The following is a 17,360-nucleotide window of genomic DNA, read 5'->3' on the forward strand; positions in this document are numbered from 1 at the left end:
AAGCGAGGGAATCGGTAGGCACAGCACCTTGGTCATGGGGCCGACGAAGGAGGTCCCGTGACCGAGCGAAGCGAGGGCATCGGCAGGCACAGCACCGTGATCATCGAGCACGCCTACCTCGCGCCGGTGGCCGGCGCGGAGATCCCCGACGGCCACCTGGTCATCGGCGGGGACCGGATCACCGCGATCGGTCCCGGCCCGGCGCCCGCCCTCCCCGGCGCGCAGCGGGTGGAGCGGATCGACGCGCGCGGCTGCCTGGTCACGCCGGGCCTGGTGAACACCCACCACCACCTCTACCAGTGGGCCTCGCAGGGCATGGCCGCGGACGACACGCTCTTCGACTGGCTGGCCACCCTCTACCGGCCCTGGGCGAAGATGGACGCCGAGGTCGTCGGCGGGGCGGCCGCCGCCGGGCTCGGCTGGCTGGCCCGGTCGGGCGCCACGACCGTCGCCGACCACCACTACGTCTTCCCGAAGGGCCGCGGCGACCTGCTCGCCGCCGAGATCGACGCCGCCCGCCGCGTGGGCCTGCGGTTCCATCCCTGCCGGGGCTCGATGGACCGGGGCGAGTCGGACGGCGGGCTGCCGCCGGACGAGGTGGTGGAGACGCTCGACGACATCCTCGACGCCACCGCCGCCGCGATCGACGCCCACCACGACGACTCGTTCTCCTCCATGCTGCGGATCGCGGTGGCCCCGTGCTCGCCGTTCTCCGTCAGCGAGGATCTGCTGGTCGAGTCGGCCCGCCTGGCACGGGCCAAGGGCGTGCGGCTGCACACCCACCTCGCCGAGACGCTCGACGAGGAGGAGTACTGCCAGGAGCGGTTCGGCCGCACTCCGGTCGAGTACATGGAGCGGGTCGGCTGGCTCGGCGGCGACGTGTGGTTCGCGCACACGGTCCATCTGAGCGACTCCGACATCGCCGCGATGGCCGGCGCGGGCACCGGCACGGCGCACTGTCCCAGCTCGAACGCGCGGCTCGGCTCGGGCATCGCCCGCGTCCGCGACCTGCTCCGGGCGGGCGTCCCGGTCGGCCTGGGCGTGGACGGCCCGGCGTCGGCCGAGATGGTCCCCCTGATCGGCGAGCTCCGGCAGGCCGTGTACCTGCAGCGGGCCAGGTACGGACCGAGCGCGCTGACCGCCCGGCAGGCCCTGGAACTCGCCACCCTCGGCGGCGCCCGTCTCCTGGGCCGGGCGGACGAGATCGGCTCGCTCGAGGCCGGCAAGCTCGCCGACATCGCCGTCTGGCGGGTCGACGGCTTCCACGCGGCCGTCGAGGATCCCCTGGTGGCGCTCGTCCACGGGCAGGCCCCGCCGCTGGCCAGGCTGCTGGTGGGCGGCCGGACGGTGGTGGAGGACGACGTGCTCGTCTCCGCGCCGCAGGACGAGATCGGCCGGGCCGGCGCCGACGCGCACCGCCGCCTGATGGAACTGGCGAAGGAGGTCCTGTGACGACGTCGGCCGCGCGCGGGAACGTCGTCGCCCCGGGCCGGGGCGGGGTGGGCGACAGCGCGCTCCGGCCCGACGGGACGCTCAAGGTCACCGGCGAGTTCGCGTACGCCTCCGACCTGTGGATCGACGGCACGCTGTTCGGCGCGACGCTGCGCAGCCCGTACGCGCGGGCCAGGATCCGCGCCATCGACCTCGGCCCCGCCCTCGCCGTGCCCGGCGTCGAGGCGGTCCTCACCCACGAGGACGTGCCGGGCACGAAGGTGTACGGGCTGGACCACGCCGACCAGCCCGTGCTCGCCATCGGCGAGGTCCGGTACCAGGGCGAGCCGATCGCGATCGTCGCGGCCGACCACCCGGAGACGGCCCGCCGCGCCCTGGAGCGGATCAGGATCGACTGGGAGGTCCTCGAGCCGATCACCGACGCGCGCGCCGTCGTCGCGGACCCGGACGGCCTCAAGGTGCAGGAGCGCGGAGGTGTCGTCCGCCATCAGCCGGTCCGCGTCGGGGACGTCGCCGCCGCCCGCGCGCGCGCCGAGGTCGTCGTCTCCGGAGAGTTCTCCGTCGGCATCCAGGACCAGGCGTTCCTCGGGCCGGAGTCCGGCCTGGCGGTCCCGGCCGAGGACGGCGGGCTCGACCTGTTCGTGGCCACCCAGTGGCTGCATCAGGACCTGCGGCAGATCGCCCCGTGCCTCGGGCTGCCCCAGGAGAAGGTCCGGATGACGCTGGCCGGGGTGGGCGGGGCGTTCGGCGGCCGCGAGGACCTGTCGATGCAGATCCACGCGGGCATGCTGGCGCTGCGCACCGGCCGGCCGGTCCGGATCGTCTACAACCGGTACGAGTCGTTCTTCGGCCACGTTCACCGGCATCCCGCGCTGATGCGCTACGAGTACGGCGCGACCCGCGACGGCCGGATCGGCTACGCGACCGCCGAGATCGTTCTCGACGGCGGCGCCTACACCTCCTCCACGCCCAACGTCGTGGCGAACGCGGCCTCGCTCGGTCTCGGCCCGTACGAGATCCCGAACCTCGAGATCGACGCCTACGGCGTCTACACCAACAACCCGCCGTGCGGCGCGATGCGCGGGTTCGGGGCGGTGCAGGCGTGCTTCGCCTACGAGTCGATGATGGACCGGCTGGGCGCGGCCTGCGGGCTCGGCCCGGTGGAGATCCGCCGGATCAACGCCGCGGGCCAGGGGTCGAAGCTGGCCACCGGCCAGGTCATCGACTCACCGGCTCCCCTCGCCGAGATGCTCACCCGGCTGGCGGCGATGCCGCTGCCGGCCCCGCCGGACCGCACCGACCTGCGGAACCTGCCGGGCGGCGTCTCCCAGACCACCCACGGCGAGGGCGTCGTCCGCGGCGTCGGCTACGGCGTGGGCATCAAGAACATCTGCTTCTCCGAGGGCTTCGACGACTACTCGACCGCGCGCGTACGGCTGGAGGTCGCCGGCGGCGAGCCCTCGGTGGTCGTGCACACCGCCGCGGCGGAGGTCGGCCAGGGCCTGGTCACGCTGCAGGAGCAGATCGCCCGGACCGAGCTGGGCGTCGACCGGGTCACCGTCGCCCCGGCCGACGACCGGGTCGGCGACGCCGGGTCGTCCTCCGCCTCCCGCCAGTCGTACATGACCGGCGGCGCGGTCCGGGCGGCCTGCGCGGCGGTCCGCGCGGAGGTGCTCGCCCTCGCCCGGGCCCGGCTCGGCACCGAGGACGACCTGTCGCTGGCCGGCGGGAAGGTCGTGTCGGCGTCGGCGGGCGCGGTGGCCGCGATCGCCGACGTCCTCGGCGACCGGGCCGTCGAGCACACCCGTGAGTACCGGCACCGGCCCACCGTCCCGATGGACCCGGTCACCGGGCAGGGCGACACCCACGTCCAGCTCGCGCTCTGCGTGCATCGCGCCGTGGTCGACGTCGACGTCGAGCTGGGCCTCGTCAAGGTCGTCGAGCTGGCCGCCGTCCAGGACGTCGGCAAGATCATGAACCGGCTCTCGCTGGAGGGCCAGATCCACGGCGGCACGGCGCAGGGTCTCGGGCTCGCGCTGATGGAGGAGATCGTCGTCCAGGACGGCCTCGTACGGAACCCGTCCTTCACCGACTACCTCATCCCCACCATTCTCGACATGCCGCCGATGCGGCTGGACATCCTCGAGAGCCCCGACCCGCACGCGCCGTACGGCCTGCGGGGCGCCGGCGAACCGCCCACCCTCTCCTCGACCCCCGCCATCGTCGCGGCCGTCCGCGACGCCACCGGCCGCCCGCTGAACCGGGTACCGATCCGACCGGAGCACATATGCCGCTGATGTTCCTGAACGGCGGGGGGATGCGCGGCGGACCGCTGCACCACCTCCTCGACGGCGCGCCACAGGTCGCCGCGACGACGACCGCGCCCCGGTACCGCCTGTACTCGGTCGCCGACCGGTTCCCCGCGCTCCTCCCGGTCGCGCACGGCGGCGCCCCCGTCACCGGCGAGGTCTACGACGTGACCCTGGACGTCCTGCGCGACCGGCTGCTGCCCGCCGAGCCGCCCGAGCTGGAACTGGGCGTGATCGAGCTCGCCGACGGCACGTCGTCCCTCGCCATGGTGCTGCGGCGCCCGCCCGCGTCCTTTCCCCAACTGCTCGACATCACCGACCACGGCGGCTGGGCCGCCTACCGGCGAACCGCCCCATGAGCGGCTACGACCTGGTCGTACGCTCGCGGCGCACGGTCCTCCCGGACGGGGAACGGCCCGCGGCCGTGGCCGTACGGGACGGGCGGATCGCCGCCGTCACCGGCCACGACGACGCTCCGCCGGCCGGTACCCGAGTGGACCTGGGCGAGGTCGCGCTGCTCCCCGGCCTCGTCGACACCCACGTCCACGTGAACGAACCGGGCCGTACGGAGTGGGAGGGCTTCGCCACCGCGACCCGCGCGGCGGCGGCGGGCGGCGTCACCACGATCGTGGACATGCCGCTCAACTCGCTCCCGCCGGTGACCACCGCCGCCGCGCTGGCGGTCAAGAGAGAGGCGGCCGCCGGCCGGTGCCGCACGGACGTCGGCTTCTGGGGCGGCGCGGTGCCGGGCAACACGGCGGAACTGCGGGCCCTGCACGGCCTCGGGGTGTTCGGCTTCAAGTGCTTCACCGCCGACTCCGGCGTGCCCGAGTTCCCGCCGCTGTCGCATGAGGAGATGGAGGAGGCGTTCCGCGAGATCGCCTCCTTCGACGGGCTGGTCATCGTGCACGCCGAGGACCCCGGATCCCTGTCCGTCCCGGTCGGCGGCGCGTACGACGCGTTCCTGGCCTCGCGGCCGCCGAGCGCGGAACAGAAGGCGATCGAGCAGGTGGTCCGGCTCGCCGAGGCGACGGGCGTACGGGCCCACATCCTGCACCTGTCGGCCGCCGACGGCGTCGAACCCCTCAGCCGGGCACGGGCCAGGGGAGTGCGCGTGAGCGCCGAGACCTGCCCGCACTACCTGACCCTGTCGGCGGCGGACGTACGGCCCGGCGCCACGCACTTCAAGTGCTGCCCGCCCATCCGCGACGCCGCCGGCCGGGACGGGCTCTGGCGCGCGCTCGCCGCCGGAGCGATCGACTGCGTCGTGTCGGACCACTCACCGTGCCCGCCCGAGCTGAAGCGCGGCGGCTTCGACGAGGCCTGGGGCGGGATCTCCAGCCTGCAACTCGGCCTGCCCGCCGTCTGGACCGAGGCGCGCAGGCGCGGTCACGAGCTGGCCGACGTCGTGCGGTGGATGTCGGCCGCGCCCGCGGCGCTGGCGGGCGTCACCGGAAAGGGCGCGATCGAGGTCGGGAACGACGCCGACCTGGTGGCCTTCGCCGCGGACGAGGCGTTCACCGTCGACCCGGCGGCGCTGCGCACCCGCCACCGCCTCACCCCGTACGCGGGCCGCGAGCTGACCGGTGTCGTACGGGCCACCTGGCTGCGCGGCGAGGTCGTCGACGACACGCCGCGCGGGCGCCTCCTGAGGAGGTGACGGGTGGCCGACTTCACCGCGCTGCCCGATCTGGCGGTCCGGAGCCTCGGCGGCTCCGTGCCGGCGGCGAGCGACGAGTCCTTCGCGGAGCGGGAGAACCTGATCAACCCCTGGGCGGCCGAGCACCGGGCGGCGACCTTCGGGCGCAAGGGCCAGGTGTACGACGGCTGGGAGACGGCCCGGCGGCGGCCGTCGACGCTCGGTCTGGCGGTCGACGACCGCGGCCACGACTGGGCGCTCATCCGGCTGGGCCTCCCGGGCGTGATCCGGGGCGTCGTCGTCGACACCGCCTGGTTCCTGGGGAACTTCCCGCCGTACGCGTCCGTCGAGGCCTGCGCGGCCGAGGGGTACCCGTCGGTCACGGAGCTGGCCGCCCGGGACTGGACGGAGATCGTGCCGCGCAGCCCGCTGCGCGCGGACGCGCGGCACCGCTTCCCGGTCGAGGCGGCGCGGCGGTTCACCCACGTCCGGCTGAACATCTTCCCGGACGGCGGCGTCGCGCGGCTCCGGGTCCACGGCGAGGTGATCCCGGACCCGCGACTGCTCACCGGCCTCACGGTGGACCTGGCCGCCCTGGAGAACGGCGCGCGGGTCACCGGCTGCTCGAACCTGTTCTACTCCCGGCCGGAGAACATCCTGGCCCCCGGCCTGCCGCGCGACCAGGCCGAGGGCTGGGAGACCGCGCGCCGGCGCGACGACGGCAACGACTGGGTGGTGGTCGAGCTGGCCGCCCCGGGTGTGCCGAGGCTCGTCGAGATCGACACGACGCACCTGAAGTCCAACGCTCCGGGCTGGGTCGCGCTCTCCGGTCGGGACGCCCGGACGTCAGGGGAGTGGACGCCGGTGCTGCCGCCGACGAGGGTCCAGCCGGACGGCCGTCACCGGTTCCGGCTGCCCTCGGCCCCCGAGCTGACGCATGTCCGATTGGACATCTATCCGGACGGGGGCATCGGCCGGCTCCGCGTCTGGGGCGACCTGACCGAGGACGGCGAGCGAACCCTTCACGACCGCTGGAACGCCGTCGCCGATTGACCCCCGGAGACTCGATCCCATTCGACGAACGCGGCCGGCCCGGACCGACCTCGGCCCGAGAAGATCACGGGGCTCGGGCGGAGCAGCCGCGCGGTGTAGTCTCCCGGTACTCCATGTCGTAGTCGTTGGTGAGGTCATGCGTCCCCCGGGCTGGTTCCGCTTGATGCGCGCCGCGGTTCTCGCCGTGGTGTGCGTCGTGCTGTCCCTGGTCGGGCATGACCTGATGACCTCCCGCCCGGCACCGGCGTGGGCGGGCTGGACCGCCGTCGCGGCGGTGACCGCGGTCGGCTACCACCTGGCCGACCGGCGTCGGTCCGCGCGGTGGATCCTGCTGGCGGTCGAGGCCGCTCAGCTCTGCCTGCACGAGTGGTTCGCCTGGACCACTCCCGCCGATCCCGGCTCGACGCCCGCACACCTGGCCATGACCACACACGGCGGCATGCACACCGCCATGGGCTCTGGTGCGGCCGTGTCGATGAACCACGGTTCCGGGGCGTCCGGCCTGGGCATGGCCGGGGCGCACGCGCTCGCCGGAGCGCTGGTCGCGCTGTGGCTGTACGCGGGGGAGCGGGCCGCCTGGCGGGTGCTGGCCGTCCTCGCCGAGGCGGTGCTCGGCCACGCCCTGCGGGTCCTCCTCCTGCTGGCGTGCGTCGATCGCGCGGCCTCGCGGCGGCCCGCCGGGGTGCGGCGTCGGTGGGGCGCGGACCAGACGCCCCCGGCCATGGCGGTGTTGCGGCACTTTCTGGTCCGGCGCGGCCCTCCTCGGGGAAGCGGCGCCGTTCTCCGCGCCGCCAGGTGATTCACGGCTCTTCGCCGCACCCTCACCCAGGTCGTTTCGCACCGTGAAGCCGGTCCCCGCCCACGCGCGGCCGGGGCGCTCCGCGACGCCTCGTGGGACGGAACGGGCCGTGGTCACCATCACGTCGTTCGCACGCCCTTGTCCCGAGGAGTACCCATGTCCTTTCCGCATGTCGCCAAGCGCCTGCTGACCGGCGTCGGCGTCGTCACGGCCGCCGTCGTCGCCCTGGCCGTGCCCGCGTCGGCGCACGTCACCATCAACCCGAGCACCGCCGAGCCGGGCGGTTACGCCGCGTTCAACGTCCGGGTTCCCAACGAGGAGCCGGACGCCGACACCACGAAGGTGCAGCTGTATCTGCCCACCGACCACCCGATCGCCTCGGTGTCGGTGCAGCCGGTGCCCGGCTGGACGGCCGAGGTCACCAAGAGCCGTCTGCCCAAGCCGATCAAGGTCGAAGGCGGCGAGCTCACCGAGGCGGTCACCGCGATCACCTGGTCGGGCGGAAAGATCGAGCCCGGACAGTTCCAGCAGTTCTGGGTATCGATGGGGGCGCTGCCGACCGACACCCCGAAGCTGTACTTCAAGGCCCTGCAGACCTACACCGACCACAGCGGCAAGACCAGCGTCGTGCGCTGGATCGACCTGCCCGGCGGTGGCCCTGAGCCGGAGCACCCGGCGCCGTCCCTCACCCTGGCCAAGGCGACCGCGCCGCAGGCGAAGCCGATCGTCAAGAAGACCGAGAACGGCACGGGGACCGCCCTGGGCGCCGCGGGCCTGGTCGCCGGCCTGCTCGCCCTCGGCGTCGCCGTCATCGCCCTGCGCCGATCCGGCAGGTCGACCGGCGCCTGAGGAGTCCGCACATCCGCCCGGCGGCCGGGTCCGCCCGGCGTTCAGGTCCGCCCGGCGTTCAGGTCCGCCCGGCGGCCGGGTCCGCCGGGCGGCGCTCCGCCTGCCGGCGCAAGGACGTGAAGCGATGTTCCGAACCGTGCCCACCTACGTGGGCGCGGGTACCCGTTACGAGGAACTCGTCGTCCGCTACGAAACGACCAACCTCATCGCAGCCAGCACGAATGGCTGTGACCAGCACGATCGCGAGAGAACCTAAGGGCGGGTCGATCGCGGTTCACCGGAGTGCCTGTCCAAGCCCTCCGTTTCCGGAGGCGGCCACACTCCGACGGTCTGGACCAGGTCGACGCTCCACGGCACGTTCCTCATGAACGCGATCAGCTGTCCGAGAATGACATCGGGGTCGATCCCCTTGGCGTCGAGCGCGTCGATGTCCGCGTGCACGGTCGCCGGGCCGGGCGGTGTTCCATCGCCCTCGTCGAGCAGCCGGAACGCGGTCTCGCCGTCCGGCGCCCGGAAGTAGTCGTACAGCACGCCCATGGTCACTCTTCTCCGTGTTCGGGAAGCAGCGGCCGCATGAAGGTCCGCTCGTAGCGGAGCACACACCCGCTCTCGTCCCTGATGCGATCGGCCGCGACGAAGTCGGGGTCGACGCCGAAGAGCTTGCGATACTCCTCGTAGGCGGCGAGGCTGGGAAAACTGAACAGGGCGAGGGCCCTGTCGCTGGCGCCTTCGGCCGGCAGGAAGTATCCGTGGTGCGTGCCGCCGTGGCGATCGACCAGTTCCATCCAGCGGCGGCTGAAGCGTTCGAACGCGTCGATCTTCGCCGGATCGATCACGTACTCAACGACACAAGTGATCACAGTTGACCCTACAACGCTCGTGATCACGACAGGGGGTGGCGCCTGGCCGAGAGCGCGTTGTGGGACGCGGCTCATCGTTCCCGGCATAGGGTACTCTTCGTACCTTAAATCGATCACGGACGGATCGGAGCAGCGATGCGCGCCTTCGGCATCAACTACGACACCGGTTTCACCTCCGGCGGGACCACGACCCACGAACCGTTCCTCCCCCATGTCGTTCAGCGTGAGATGCGGGTGATCCGTGAGGATCTGCACTGCGACGCGGTCCGCGTCACCGGCGGTCACGCCGACCGCCTGGAGACCGCCGCGCGGGCCGCAGCCGACGCGGGGCTGGAGGTCTGGTACTCGCCGTTCACGAACGGCCTGTCCCAGGAGGAACTTCTCGCGTTCCTCGCTGACGCCGCCGAACGTGCCGAGCGCCTGCGCCGTGACGGCGCGCGCGTCGTGTTCCTCACCGGTTCCGAGATCACCATGTTCACCGACGGCTTCCTGCCGGGCGACACGTCGCAGGAGCGATCGGCGAACCTGGCCGATCCCGCCGCGTTCCGCGCCCTGCTTCCCCGGCTGCATGCCACGCTCAACGCGTTCCTCGGCCGCGTCGTCACCGAGGTCCGCGCCCGCTTCGGCGGCCCGGTCGGCTACGCGTCCGTCGCCTTCGAGGGCGTGGACTGGACGCCGTTCGACATCCTCGCCACCGATTCCGGGTATCGCGACGCGACGAACGCCGACGCGCTCCCCGACGCGCTGCGCGCGCAGGTGGCGCAGGGCAAGCCGTTCGGCGTCACCGAATTCGGTTGCGGGACCTTCCGTGGCGCCTTCGACCTGGGCGGACGCGGGGACTCGATCGTCGAGTGGAATGAGAACGCGCGGCCGGTGCGGCTGGCCGCCGGGACGGTGCGCGACGAGCGGGAGCAGGCCGCTTACATCCGGGAGCTGCTCGACGTCTACGACGCGGCCGGCGTCGACGCCGCGTTCGTCTACACCTTCGCCCGCTGGGACCTGGCGACCACGGACCTCCATGATCCGGAGCTCGACTTCGACGCGGCCAGCTTCGGGGTGGTCAGGGTCCTGCCGCCCGGCGCGGCCGAAGGGCCGTACGCGGAGCTGGGGTGGGAGCCCAAGGCCGCCTTCCACGTCATGGCCGAGTTCGGCCAGGCCCGGATGAAGAAGGCCGCCGAGGCCTGACCCTGCGGCGCTGTATCACGCCGTCCCTCAGACGGAGATGCGCCGGTAGACCCGGCTGACGGCGTCAGGAGGGAGAGCGGTCCGGATCGGCGCCGTAGCGCAGTCCGTCGATGAGGAGCGCGACCATGCGCCGGCTGTAGGCGGCTCCCTCGTCCGCCGCGGACATGCACAGACTGGCGACGGCGTACAAAAGGTCCTTGGCGCTGATGTCGGCACGGATCTCGCCGCTCGCCGCGGCGGCTTCGAGCAGGGACCCGAGGGCGGGTCCGAATCGCCGCATGAAGTAGCCGGGTAGCGCGTCGAACGCCGGATCGCCGGAGTGCAGGGCGGTGGCGAGTCCGCGCTTGGTCGCGAGGAACTCGGTGTAGCGGTGGAGCCACTTGGCGAGTGCCGCTCCTGGCTCGTGCGCCGCGGCCAGCACCGGGGCCGCGTCGGCGCAGGCGTCCACCTCGCGCTGGAACACGGCCTTGACCAGGTCCGAGCGCTGCGGGAAGTGCCGGTAGAGCGTTCCGACGCCGACGCCGGCCAGGTCGGCGATCTCCTTGGCGGGCGCGTCCACGCCCGAGGTGCCGAAGACGGTCTTGGCCGCGTCGAGCAGGGAGTCGACGTTGCGCTGCGCGTCGGCGCGCCGCCGACGCGGCGCGCGTTCGGGTGCGGCCGGGCCCGGGGAGCCGGTCGAGTCGACACCGGTCGGCACCGTCTTCTCCGTCACGACACTCCTTCGCTTGCTTAACCGGAAAGTCTTTCCGTATAGTTCCGGAAGAGTGTTCCACTTACGTTCAGGGTACGGCATCGACCGAGCGCTCACCACGCCTCGACCTCGACCTCAGGAGTGACCGTATGCAGTACCGCGTTCTCGGCCGGACCGGCATCAGAGTCAGCCCCTACGCGCTCGGCGCGATGATGTTCGGAGCCCACGGCAACACCGACCACGACGACTCGACCCGCATCATCCACAAAGCGCTGGACGCGGGGATCAACTTCATCGACACCGCCGACGCGTACGCCCACGGTGAGTCGGAGGAGATCGTGGGAAAGGCGCTCAAGGGGCGTCGCGACAACATCGTCCTCGCGACCAAGCTGCATCTCCCGATGGGTGATGATCCCAATCAGCGCGGCAACTCGCAGCGCTGGATCATGACCGCGGTCGAGAATTCGCTGCGTCGCCTGCAGACCGACCACATCGACCTCTACCAGATCCACCGGCCGGACCCCGACACCGACGTAGAGGAGACGCTTTCCGCGCTCTCGGACCTGGTCCACAGCGGTAAGGTCCGGGCGATCGGGTCGTCCACGATGCCCGCCTCCGACATCGTCGAAGCCCAGTGGGTGGCCGAGCGGCGCGGTCTGGAACGGTTCCGCACCGAACAACCGACCTACTCGATCCTCAACCGCGGCATCGAGGCCGAGGTGCTGCCCGTCGCGCAACGCTACGGGATGGGCACGCTGGTGTGGAGTCCGCTCGCGCAGGGGCTGCTCACCGGGCGCATCCGTAAGGGACAGCAGACCGACCTCCGCCGCGCCGCCTATTTCAAGCATCTCAGCGACGAGCGCCGGCTCGATGCCGTCGAGCAGATCATTCCGCTCGCCGAGAAGGCGGGCCTGCGGATGACGCACCTCGCGATGGCATTCGCGATCGCTCATCCCGGTGTGACCAGCGCGATCATCGGGCCGCGCACGATGGAGCAGCTCGATGACCTGCTCGCCGGTGTCGACGTCACCCTCACCGACGAGATCCTCGACCGGATCGATGAGATCGTTCCGCCCGGCACCGACGTCGGCATGCTCGACATGGCCTACCTGCCCCCGGCACTCCAGCGCCCGGACCTCCGCCGCCGACCCGTCGGTGAACGCGCCGCCGCCTGACCGCACCACCCTCACCGCTCTCGTACGGCGGACGCCCCCGCGGCGCCCGCCGTACTGTCGATGCAGGTCAGGGCGGGGTCGCCTGGAGGGCCTGCCAGGCGGGGGCGCTGAGGAGTTCCCGCCATGAGGTGAACAGCCGGAGGAGACCTGGTCCATGCTGGGCGCGCAGGTCGGCGTTGACCCGCATGATGTCCAGCTCGTTGGCGGCGGTGAGCTCGGCGAAGTCCCGCCGCAGCGGTAGGGATGGGCGGCTTACGACGCCGGTGAACCGATCCTTGAACGGTCCTTCGGGCTCGGCGAGATGGGGGTAGGAGAAGCCGCGGTCGCAGCCGGCGTAGAAGCGGACGAGCCGTTCGGCCTCCGCGCCGATGAGCGCGGCGAACTCGTCTCGCTCGGCCACGTCGCCCAGTGCGGTGGGGAAGCCATCGGTGCCGTAGTACGCATGGCACAGCCCGGCGAGCCGCAACGCCGGTCGCGCGCCCCACTCCGTGAGCAGCGCGTGAACGCGCTCCAGATGGGCCAGCAAGGTGCCGCCCGGATGCGGGATCTCGTTCGCGCCGAGAGAGGCCAGTGACTCGACCAGGGTCGCGGTCCGATCGATGGTCATGTGGCGCCTCCTCGCGACGGTCGAGCTCCATTACATCGGCGATCCGCCGGGAACGACAGCCGAGCAGGTCGACCTGCTCGAGGCCGAGCGTCTCGGTGAAGGCGATGATCTGGCGGGCGGTCTCGGCGACCGACCCCGATGGCGCGCCGCTCGACGAGCCGACCCCCGCATAGTCGACGAGGATCACCTCGCGAGACGCGGCGAGGCCGTCGGTCAGGGCCGGGTCCCTGGTTGTCGAGGTTGCCGCGGCCGCCCGACGGCGCCGCGCGGGGGCGACGGCGGTGAGGGATGGTCGAAAGGGCGGAAGCCGTCGCCCCGGCGGACACGACGACGCGCCGCCGGAGTGTGTTCACGTTGAGTAGTTGATCTGTTTCACTGTGTTGCGTACTTGGTCAACGAAGGAGAACCGGATGCCGACGACCGTCCCGCCCGCCGTATCGACCGCTCATGCCGGGCGCTCCCGGAGATCCATGCGCAATGCGATCAGCGCGGCGGCGGTGGCGGCCGCGGCCGCCACCGTCCTGCTGGTGGGAACCGCGCCACGCGCGCATGCCTTCGGCACGGTCGGCCATCTGGCCGAGCACGAGCGGATCACGAGGGCTGCGCTGGGCTGCGCCTCCGGTGCCGGCTCCGACTGCTTCGAGCCGCGGTCACTGGATCAGGTCGCGGGCAAGAAGGGAACGTTCGGCGCGGTGGGCTCCCCGGACAACCCGCTGACGGGGGAGATCCTGACCTCCGCGGCGCACTGCGACAACGCCGACTACGTCGACGGCCCCGACTACCGGCCGCAGGATCGGCAGCGAGCGACCGCCGCCCTGATCGAGTGCGTCGATCACGCCCGCGCCCGAGTACGCGCCGGCCTCCGCCGAGCCGCCGACCTGCTCGACCACGAAGGCCGCATCAGACCGGGAGAGGTCAGCCTCAAACGCTCGCTGTTCCCGCCGCGCCCGAGCGGTGACTGCACCTTCAACCGGGTGTCCGGCCGGGCCAAATGCGATGTGATCGAAGAGTTCGGGCGTGCGCTGCACGCGGTCCAGGACTTCTACTCGCACAGCAACTGGGCCGATCAGGCCGCGGCCGGGCCGGTCGGTGTGCACAATCCGCCCGGTGGCCGGCAGAGCGGCGTCAGCCCGCTGTTCGCCCTGTTCGGAGCCGAGCCGACCGGTACGAACGTGCCCGGCTGGCTGACCACCGGCTGCTTCGACGCCAAAGCCGCCATCAGCGGCGAACGGGCCGGGTGCACCGACGGCGGCCGGACCCGGCTCAAGCACGCCTGGATCAACAAGGACCACGGAGTGATCGACCCTCGTACGGGCGTCACCTCCTGCGCCGAGGACGGCAAGAACGTCTGTACCGCGCGCGGCCAGGTCCAGGACAACTTCGGTCGCGCGGTGCGCCTGGCCATCGACGACACCCGCCGCCAGTGGCACGATTTCGCCGCGGCGGTGCGCCAGGCCTATCCCGGGCGCGGCGACCGCATCATCTGCGCCCTCACCCACGACGATCCGACGAAGACCTGCCACTGACCCCCGAATCGGATCCGAACGTAGATCAACGGCCTGTTCGTCCCGCTGTGGAAGCTGGTCAACGACACCCGCCACCTCGCCGCCCTGCCACCGGAATTCCCGGGCTTCGTCGAACGGGAAGCTCAGGCGGACGCGCTACGGGTCCTCGGACTTCTGTTGATCACGGGCCTGCTCCAAACCTCGCGGACAAGTCGTGGAAGACCTCGTCGCTGTCGCGGACTTCCACGTAAAGTACGACTTGATCAGGGGCGTGCCTGATAGCCGGCGGCGTACGAGCCTCCGTCCTGAGTGGGCGGAGGTTCTCGTCATATCGGGCCCCGTCCGTCCACTCGGATGCTCCGGCGGCGTCGGTCAGAACGTACAAGTCTTATGCATGAGGGCAGATAGCCGAAGTGTGAAAAAGGTGGAGGGCATCGTGCCGGATATGGACAAGAAGCGAGCAGCGCACCGAGCTCTGGTGGATCGCGTGCTGAACGGGGCGGGCAGGGCATCTGCGGAGCAGCGAGCGCGCGCCTTCGGCAACGACGGCCTCTCCCCGCCGTTGGACGCGCTGATCGGCAAGGTCGTCGACAGACCGGCGCAGGTCACCGAGGCGGACCTGGCTGCGGCGAAGGCGTCGGGCTGCACTGAGGACCAGCTTTTCGAACTGGTGATATGCGCTGCGGTCGGCCAGTCCGCCCGGCTGTATGAAGCCGGACTGGCGGCCCTGGCCGAAGCGACCGGCGACGGGAGGCCGGATCATGCGACTTGACATCCTCAACCACGGTTACCGCCGCAGAACCAAGCTGCTGTTCGCGCTCATCCGGCTGTTCTCCGGGCACCCGGTACCGGACGCCGCCAAACTGGTCTTCTACCGGCCCGATTTCTACGGCGCCCGGGCCAAGGAGTTCACCCACGAGGCGATGCGCGGGCCGTCCGCCTGGTCGGTGGGCGACCGGGAGCTGATGGCGGCTTACGTGTCCACGGTGAACGAGTCCGCGTTCTGCGTCGGCGCGCACACCGCGACCGCAAGGCAGGCGTACCAGGACGGGCCACGCGTCGCGGCGGTGCTGGCCGACCTCGAAGCGGCTCCCGTCGCAGAGCCGCTGCGGGCGACGCTGCGAATGCTCGGCAACCTGACCCGGGAGGGAGAGGTCGACGCCGAGGACATGCGGGAGGTGTTGGCCGCCGGTGTCTCACCCCAGCAGGTCCAGGACGCGCTGGCGGTCTGCGTCGCCTTCAACACCACCGACCGGCTCGCCGACGCCTTCGGGTTCGTACTGCTCAGCCCCGAGGGTTTCGAGGCGGGAGCCGAATACCTGCTCAAGCGAGGTTATCGGTAGCCCGCCCCGCCGGCCCGGTGAGAAGTAGGCTCATCGGGTGAGCGGTGATGCGTCGAATTCCCCGGATGATCGGTCAGCCCAGAACCCGCCTCTGCGTCCACGCCGGTTGCGGCAGGCCCATCCGACGCGGCGTGGCCTGATCCTTTCGTGGTGGGGATTCACCGCCACGTTCACTGGGTTGCGTTTGCTGACCTGGGCGATCCACGTTCACGTTGCGGGACTGGGCAACGTCCACGTCGGTCGTGTCCATATCCACCATTACATCTGGGGGATTCTGCTGTTGATCGCCGTCGGCGCAAGCGGGCTCGTAGAGAGGTCCCCTCTCTGGCGGACCTGGATGGGCCTCGCCTTCGGGATCGGGCTGGCCCTTGTGGTCGACGAAGCCGCGTTGCTGATTGAGTTGAAGGACGTGTACTGGAATCGCGCGGGCGGAATCAGCGTCGCCGTCGCGATCATCCTCATCGGTGTGGCCGGCAGCATCCTCGCACTCACGCGTGCGCCGCATACCGAGGCGACCGCGCCCTGAGGAGGGCGAGACCCGGAAGGCGGCGGCTCTGAATGCTCGGCGACCGCGATCCAGAAAAGGGCCAAACCCCCTATGTCGGCACCACGGGTGGGTCCTTTCCGAGCATCCGGAACGATCCCACGCGATGGCCATCGGGATATAAGGGGGCATCACCTGGATACGACCGACCCACCCGGCCGGCGGTGCCGGTATCCCGCGAGCTCCGCCGACATCGGGGCCGGGGCAGGGTGTGCAGAGCGTCGGATGCAGCGATGAGTTGAGGGCGCGACGGAGGTCAGTACGTGCGAGCAGTCCGGCGACTAAGGGAGGGCCTGCCATGGCCAAGTTCGTGAGCATCGGGTACGGCGACCAGGAAGGTTATGACCGCACCGACGCGGCGGTCCGTGACCTGGCGCACGCGCATGACACTCGCCTGCGAGCGGCGGGAGCCGAGATGGGGATCGCGGAGTCGCCCGTACAGGTGCGAAATCACGATGCTGCCGGCATCAGCGTGGAAAGCGGGTCGTTCATGTCGTCGGCTCTCCCGGTCGCCGGGTTCGCCATCATCGAAGCGGCGACGCTGGAGGAAGCGATCCAGCTCGTATCAGAGACTCCCTGCGCGGTCGCACACGGTGTCGTCGAGGTCTGGCCGTTGCGGGAGACGCCGTAGTCCGCCGGCTGCGGCATGCGCACCTCGGCGGATGAGCGTGTACGCCGGGACGGGTTAGGTTCCGGAGGCCATGCCTGCGCGCGTCACCCACCGACCGCGAGCCCGTCAGCGGCGTGACCGGCCAGCCGGTCTTCGGCTGCGTCACCGAGCAGGCCGGCGTGCTCAAGGGTCACGAACAACGCGTCTGCGGCACAGCTCACCGTCCCGGCGGCTGTAGCGGCGCTCGTGCCGGCGCCCCCAGTCGGCACACTCCTGACCTAGCTGACCGCGCCGTTCTTTCGATCAGAGATCGTGGCCCATTACCGGATCGCGGCAGATCCGGGCGTCTGTGGCATGCAGTCACTGACCGTAAGAGAATCGAAGGTCGGCGAAGAGCAGGTGGTTGAGTCGCCGCCGAAGGTGCCCGGTCTTGCTCTGGTCAGGAGCTTCGTCAGGGGTGAGCAAGGTGAACTTCAGCGAGGTCTCGCCGCCCACGGACGTCAGCTCGAGATGCACCTGGTCGTTGGGTCTACTTGGCCAAAGCGATGACCAGACGACCCGGTTGGGCTTTTCGGCTTCCAAGACCCTCGGCTCTACTTCATCGGAGAGCAGGCTCAGCCATGGCCGCGCTCCCCGCCGATGAGGTTCCACAAGCGACTCCCAGACCACTGACGGGGGCGCCGGCAGTTTGCGTGCCCTCGAGCCGATTTCGATCACCTCAGAATCGTATGGGGACTCG

Annotated in this window: 19 protein-coding genes; 14 read left to right on the top strand and 5 right to left on the bottom strand. The window is 71.2% G+C overall.

Translation table 11 applies throughout. The annotated features are described in order from the left end of the window. Nucleotides 1–57 precede the first annotated feature (57 nt). The 7 genes from AB0K82_RS01275 (at nucleotide 58) to AB0K82_RS01305 (ending at nucleotide 8,101) form a co-directional block, all read left to right on the top strand. The gene (locus AB0K82_RS01275; protein ID WP_364391292.1) at nucleotides 58–1,452 is read left to right on the top strand and encodes an 8-oxoguanine deaminase; all 1,395 of its coding nucleotides are present in this window, start codon (nucleotides 58–60) and stop codon (nucleotides 1,450–1,452) included. Further along, on the top strand, nucleotides 1,449–3,749 hold the full coding sequence (locus AB0K82_RS01280; protein ID WP_364391295.1) for a molybdopterin cofactor-binding domain-containing protein: 2,301 nt from the start codon (nucleotides 1,449–1,451) through the stop codon (nucleotides 3,747–3,749). Before AB0K82_RS01275 ends, AB0K82_RS01280 begins: the two co-directional genes overlap by 4 nt. Further along, entirely contained in the window at nucleotides 3,740–4,120 is a 381-nt protein-coding gene (locus AB0K82_RS01285; protein WP_364391298.1) for a gamma-glutamylcyclotransferase, read from the top strand. Before AB0K82_RS01280 ends, AB0K82_RS01285 begins: the two co-directional genes overlap by 10 nt. Then, nucleotides 4,117–5,421, top strand: a complete 1,305-nt coding sequence (gene allB, locus AB0K82_RS01290) for an allantoinase AllB (protein WP_364391300.1) — start codon at nucleotides 4,117–4,119, stop codon at nucleotides 5,419–5,421. The genes AB0K82_RS01285 and allB overlap by 4 nt, the downstream gene beginning before the upstream one ends. Before the next feature lie 3 nt (nucleotides 5,422–5,424). Beyond that, the gene (gene alc / locus AB0K82_RS01295) at nucleotides 5,425–6,453 is read left to right on the top strand and encodes an allantoicase (RefSeq protein WP_364391303.1); all 1,029 of its coding nucleotides are present in this window, start codon (nucleotides 5,425–5,427) and stop codon (nucleotides 6,451–6,453) included. A 163-nt stretch (nucleotides 6,454–6,616) separates the two neighbouring features. Continuing rightward, nucleotides 6,617–7,252 (top strand): hypothetical protein, encoded by a 636-nt coding sequence (locus tag AB0K82_RS01300; RefSeq protein ID WP_364391305.1) that lies wholly within the window; start codon nucleotides 6,617–6,619, stop codon nucleotides 7,250–7,252. 156 nt (nucleotides 7,253–7,408) lie between these two features. Then, the gene (locus AB0K82_RS01305; RefSeq protein ID WP_364391308.1) at nucleotides 7,409–8,101 is read left to right on the top strand and encodes a YcnI family protein; all 693 of its coding nucleotides are present in this window, start codon (nucleotides 7,409–7,411) and stop codon (nucleotides 8,099–8,101) included. Between the two features lie 252 nt (nucleotides 8,102–8,353). Here AB0K82_RS01305 and AB0K82_RS01310 read toward each other — a convergent pair whose 3' ends face one another. Together AB0K82_RS01310 and AB0K82_RS01315 are read right to left on the bottom strand one after the other, a co-directional pair. Next, on the bottom strand, nucleotides 8,354–8,638 hold the full coding sequence (locus AB0K82_RS01310) for a hypothetical protein (RefSeq protein WP_364391310.1): 285 nt from the start codon (nucleotides 8,636–8,638) through the stop codon (nucleotides 8,354–8,356). A 2-nt stretch (nucleotides 8,639–8,640) separates the two neighbouring features. Then, nucleotides 8,641–8,937 (bottom strand): NIPSNAP family protein, encoded by a 297-nt coding sequence (locus AB0K82_RS01315; RefSeq protein ID WP_364391312.1) that lies wholly within the window; start codon nucleotides 8,935–8,937, stop codon nucleotides 8,641–8,643. A gap of 159 nt (nucleotides 8,938–9,096) precedes the next feature. Between AB0K82_RS01315 and AB0K82_RS01320 the strand changes: the two genes are divergently transcribed. After that, nucleotides 9,097–10,146: a hypothetical protein gene (locus tag AB0K82_RS01320; RefSeq protein WP_364391314.1), complete on the top strand. Its 1,050-nt coding sequence runs from the start codon at nucleotides 9,097–9,099 to the stop codon at nucleotides 10,144–10,146. 64 nt (nucleotides 10,147–10,210) lie between these two features. Here the strand turns inward: AB0K82_RS01320 and AB0K82_RS01325 are convergent, their stop codons facing one another. Next, on the bottom strand, nucleotides 10,211–10,858 hold the full coding sequence (locus AB0K82_RS01325) for a TetR/AcrR family transcriptional regulator (protein WP_364391316.1): 648 nt from the start codon (nucleotides 10,856–10,858) through the stop codon (nucleotides 10,211–10,213). Between the two features lie 128 nt (nucleotides 10,859–10,986). On the opposite strand from AB0K82_RS01325, the gene AB0K82_RS01330 reads away from it, so the two are divergent. Further along, complete coding sequence (locus AB0K82_RS01330; RefSeq protein ID WP_364391318.1) at nucleotides 10,987–12,012, top strand: aldo/keto reductase; 1,026 nt, start codon at nucleotides 10,987–10,989, stop codon at nucleotides 12,010–12,012. Between the two features lie 67 nt (nucleotides 12,013–12,079). On the opposite strand, the gene AB0K82_RS01335 is transcribed toward AB0K82_RS01330, so the two are convergent. Then, complete coding sequence (locus AB0K82_RS01335) at nucleotides 12,080–12,619, bottom strand: DUF6817 domain-containing protein (protein WP_364391320.1); 540 nt, start codon at nucleotides 12,617–12,619, stop codon at nucleotides 12,080–12,082. Nucleotides 12,620–13,089: 470 nt separating this feature from the next. Here AB0K82_RS01335 and AB0K82_RS01340 point away from each other — a divergent pair, with 470 nt between their 5' ends. From AB0K82_RS01340 to AB0K82_RS01360, 5 genes are all read left to right on the top strand, one after another. Continuing rightward, entirely contained in the window at nucleotides 13,090–14,145 is a 1,056-nt protein-coding gene (locus AB0K82_RS01340; RefSeq protein WP_364391322.1) for a hypothetical protein, read from the top strand. Nucleotides 14,146–14,539: 394 nt separating this feature from the next. Then, nucleotides 14,540–14,896, top strand: a complete 357-nt coding sequence (locus AB0K82_RS01345; RefSeq protein WP_364391325.1) for a hypothetical protein — start codon at nucleotides 14,540–14,542, stop codon at nucleotides 14,894–14,896. Beyond that, on the top strand, nucleotides 14,886–15,467 hold the full coding sequence (locus tag AB0K82_RS01350) for a carboxymuconolactone decarboxylase family protein (protein WP_364391328.1): 582 nt from the start codon (nucleotides 14,886–14,888) through the stop codon (nucleotides 15,465–15,467). Before AB0K82_RS01345 ends, AB0K82_RS01350 begins: the two co-directional genes overlap by 11 nt. A 37-nt stretch (nucleotides 15,468–15,504) precedes the next feature. Then, nucleotides 15,505–15,993 carry a hypothetical protein gene (locus AB0K82_RS01355; protein ID WP_364391330.1) on the top strand — a complete coding sequence of 163 codons (489 nt, stop codon included), beginning with the start codon at nucleotides 15,505–15,507 and terminating at the stop codon, nucleotides 15,991–15,993. Nucleotides 15,994–16,309: 316 nt separating this feature from the next. After that, nucleotides 16,310–16,642, top strand: coding sequence for a hypothetical protein (locus tag AB0K82_RS01360; RefSeq protein ID WP_364391332.1), 333 nt, complete (start codon nucleotides 16,310–16,312; stop codon nucleotides 16,640–16,642). Between the two features lie 339 nt (nucleotides 16,643–16,981). Here AB0K82_RS01360 and AB0K82_RS01365 read toward each other — a convergent pair whose 3' ends face one another. Beyond that, nucleotides 16,982–17,338, bottom strand: coding sequence for a hypothetical protein (locus AB0K82_RS01365; protein ID WP_364391334.1), 357 nt, complete (start codon nucleotides 17,336–17,338; stop codon nucleotides 16,982–16,984). Nucleotides 17,339–17,360 lie beyond the last annotated feature (22 nt).

Origin of the sequence: Actinoallomurus sp. NPDC052274, from assembly GCF_040679475.1 — a bacterium.
In the GTDB taxonomy this organism is placed as follows: Bacteria; Actinomycetota; Actinomycetes; order Streptosporangiales; family Streptosporangiaceae; genus Actinoallomurus; species Actinoallomurus liliacearum.

Bases quoted from the DNA above. Each gene is read 5' to 3' on its own strand.
- AB0K82_RS01285 (WP_364391298.1), top strand. From the start codon at position 3,740: ATGCCGCTGATGTTCCTGAACGGCGGGGGGATGCGCGGCGGACCGCTG.
- AB0K82_RS01340 (WP_364391322.1), top strand. From the start codon at position 13,090: ATGCGCAATGCGATCAGCGCGGCGGCGGTGGCGGCCGCGGCCGCCACC.
- allB (WP_364391300.1), top strand. From the start codon at position 4,117: ATGAGCGGCTACGACCTGGTCGTACGCTCGCGGCGCACGGTCCTCCCG.
- AB0K82_RS01360 (WP_364391332.1), top strand. From the start codon at position 16,310: ATGGCCAAGTTCGTGAGCATCGGGTACGGCGACCAGGAAGGTTATGAC.
- AB0K82_RS01310 (WP_364391310.1), bottom strand. From the start codon at position 8,638: ATGGGCGTGCTGTACGACTACTTCCGGGCGCCGGACGGCGAGACCGCG.
- AB0K82_RS01335 (WP_364391320.1), bottom strand. From the start codon at position 12,619: ATGACCATCGATCGGACCGCGACCCTGGTCGAGTCACTGGCCTCTCTC.
- AB0K82_RS01320 (WP_364391314.1), top strand. From the start codon at position 9,097: ATGCGCGCCTTCGGCATCAACTACGACACCGGTTTCACCTCCGGCGGG.
- AB0K82_RS01305 (WP_364391308.1), top strand. From the start codon at position 7,409: ATGTCCTTTCCGCATGTCGCCAAGCGCCTGCTGACCGGCGTCGGCGTC.
- AB0K82_RS01300 (WP_364391305.1), top strand. From the start codon at position 6,617: ATGCGCGCCGCGGTTCTCGCCGTGGTGTGCGTCGTGCTGTCCCTGGTC.
- AB0K82_RS01350 (WP_364391328.1), top strand. From the start codon at position 14,886: ATGCGACTTGACATCCTCAACCACGGTTACCGCCGCAGAACCAAGCTG.
- AB0K82_RS01330 (WP_364391318.1), top strand. From the start codon at position 10,987: ATGCAGTACCGCGTTCTCGGCCGGACCGGCATCAGAGTCAGCCCCTAC.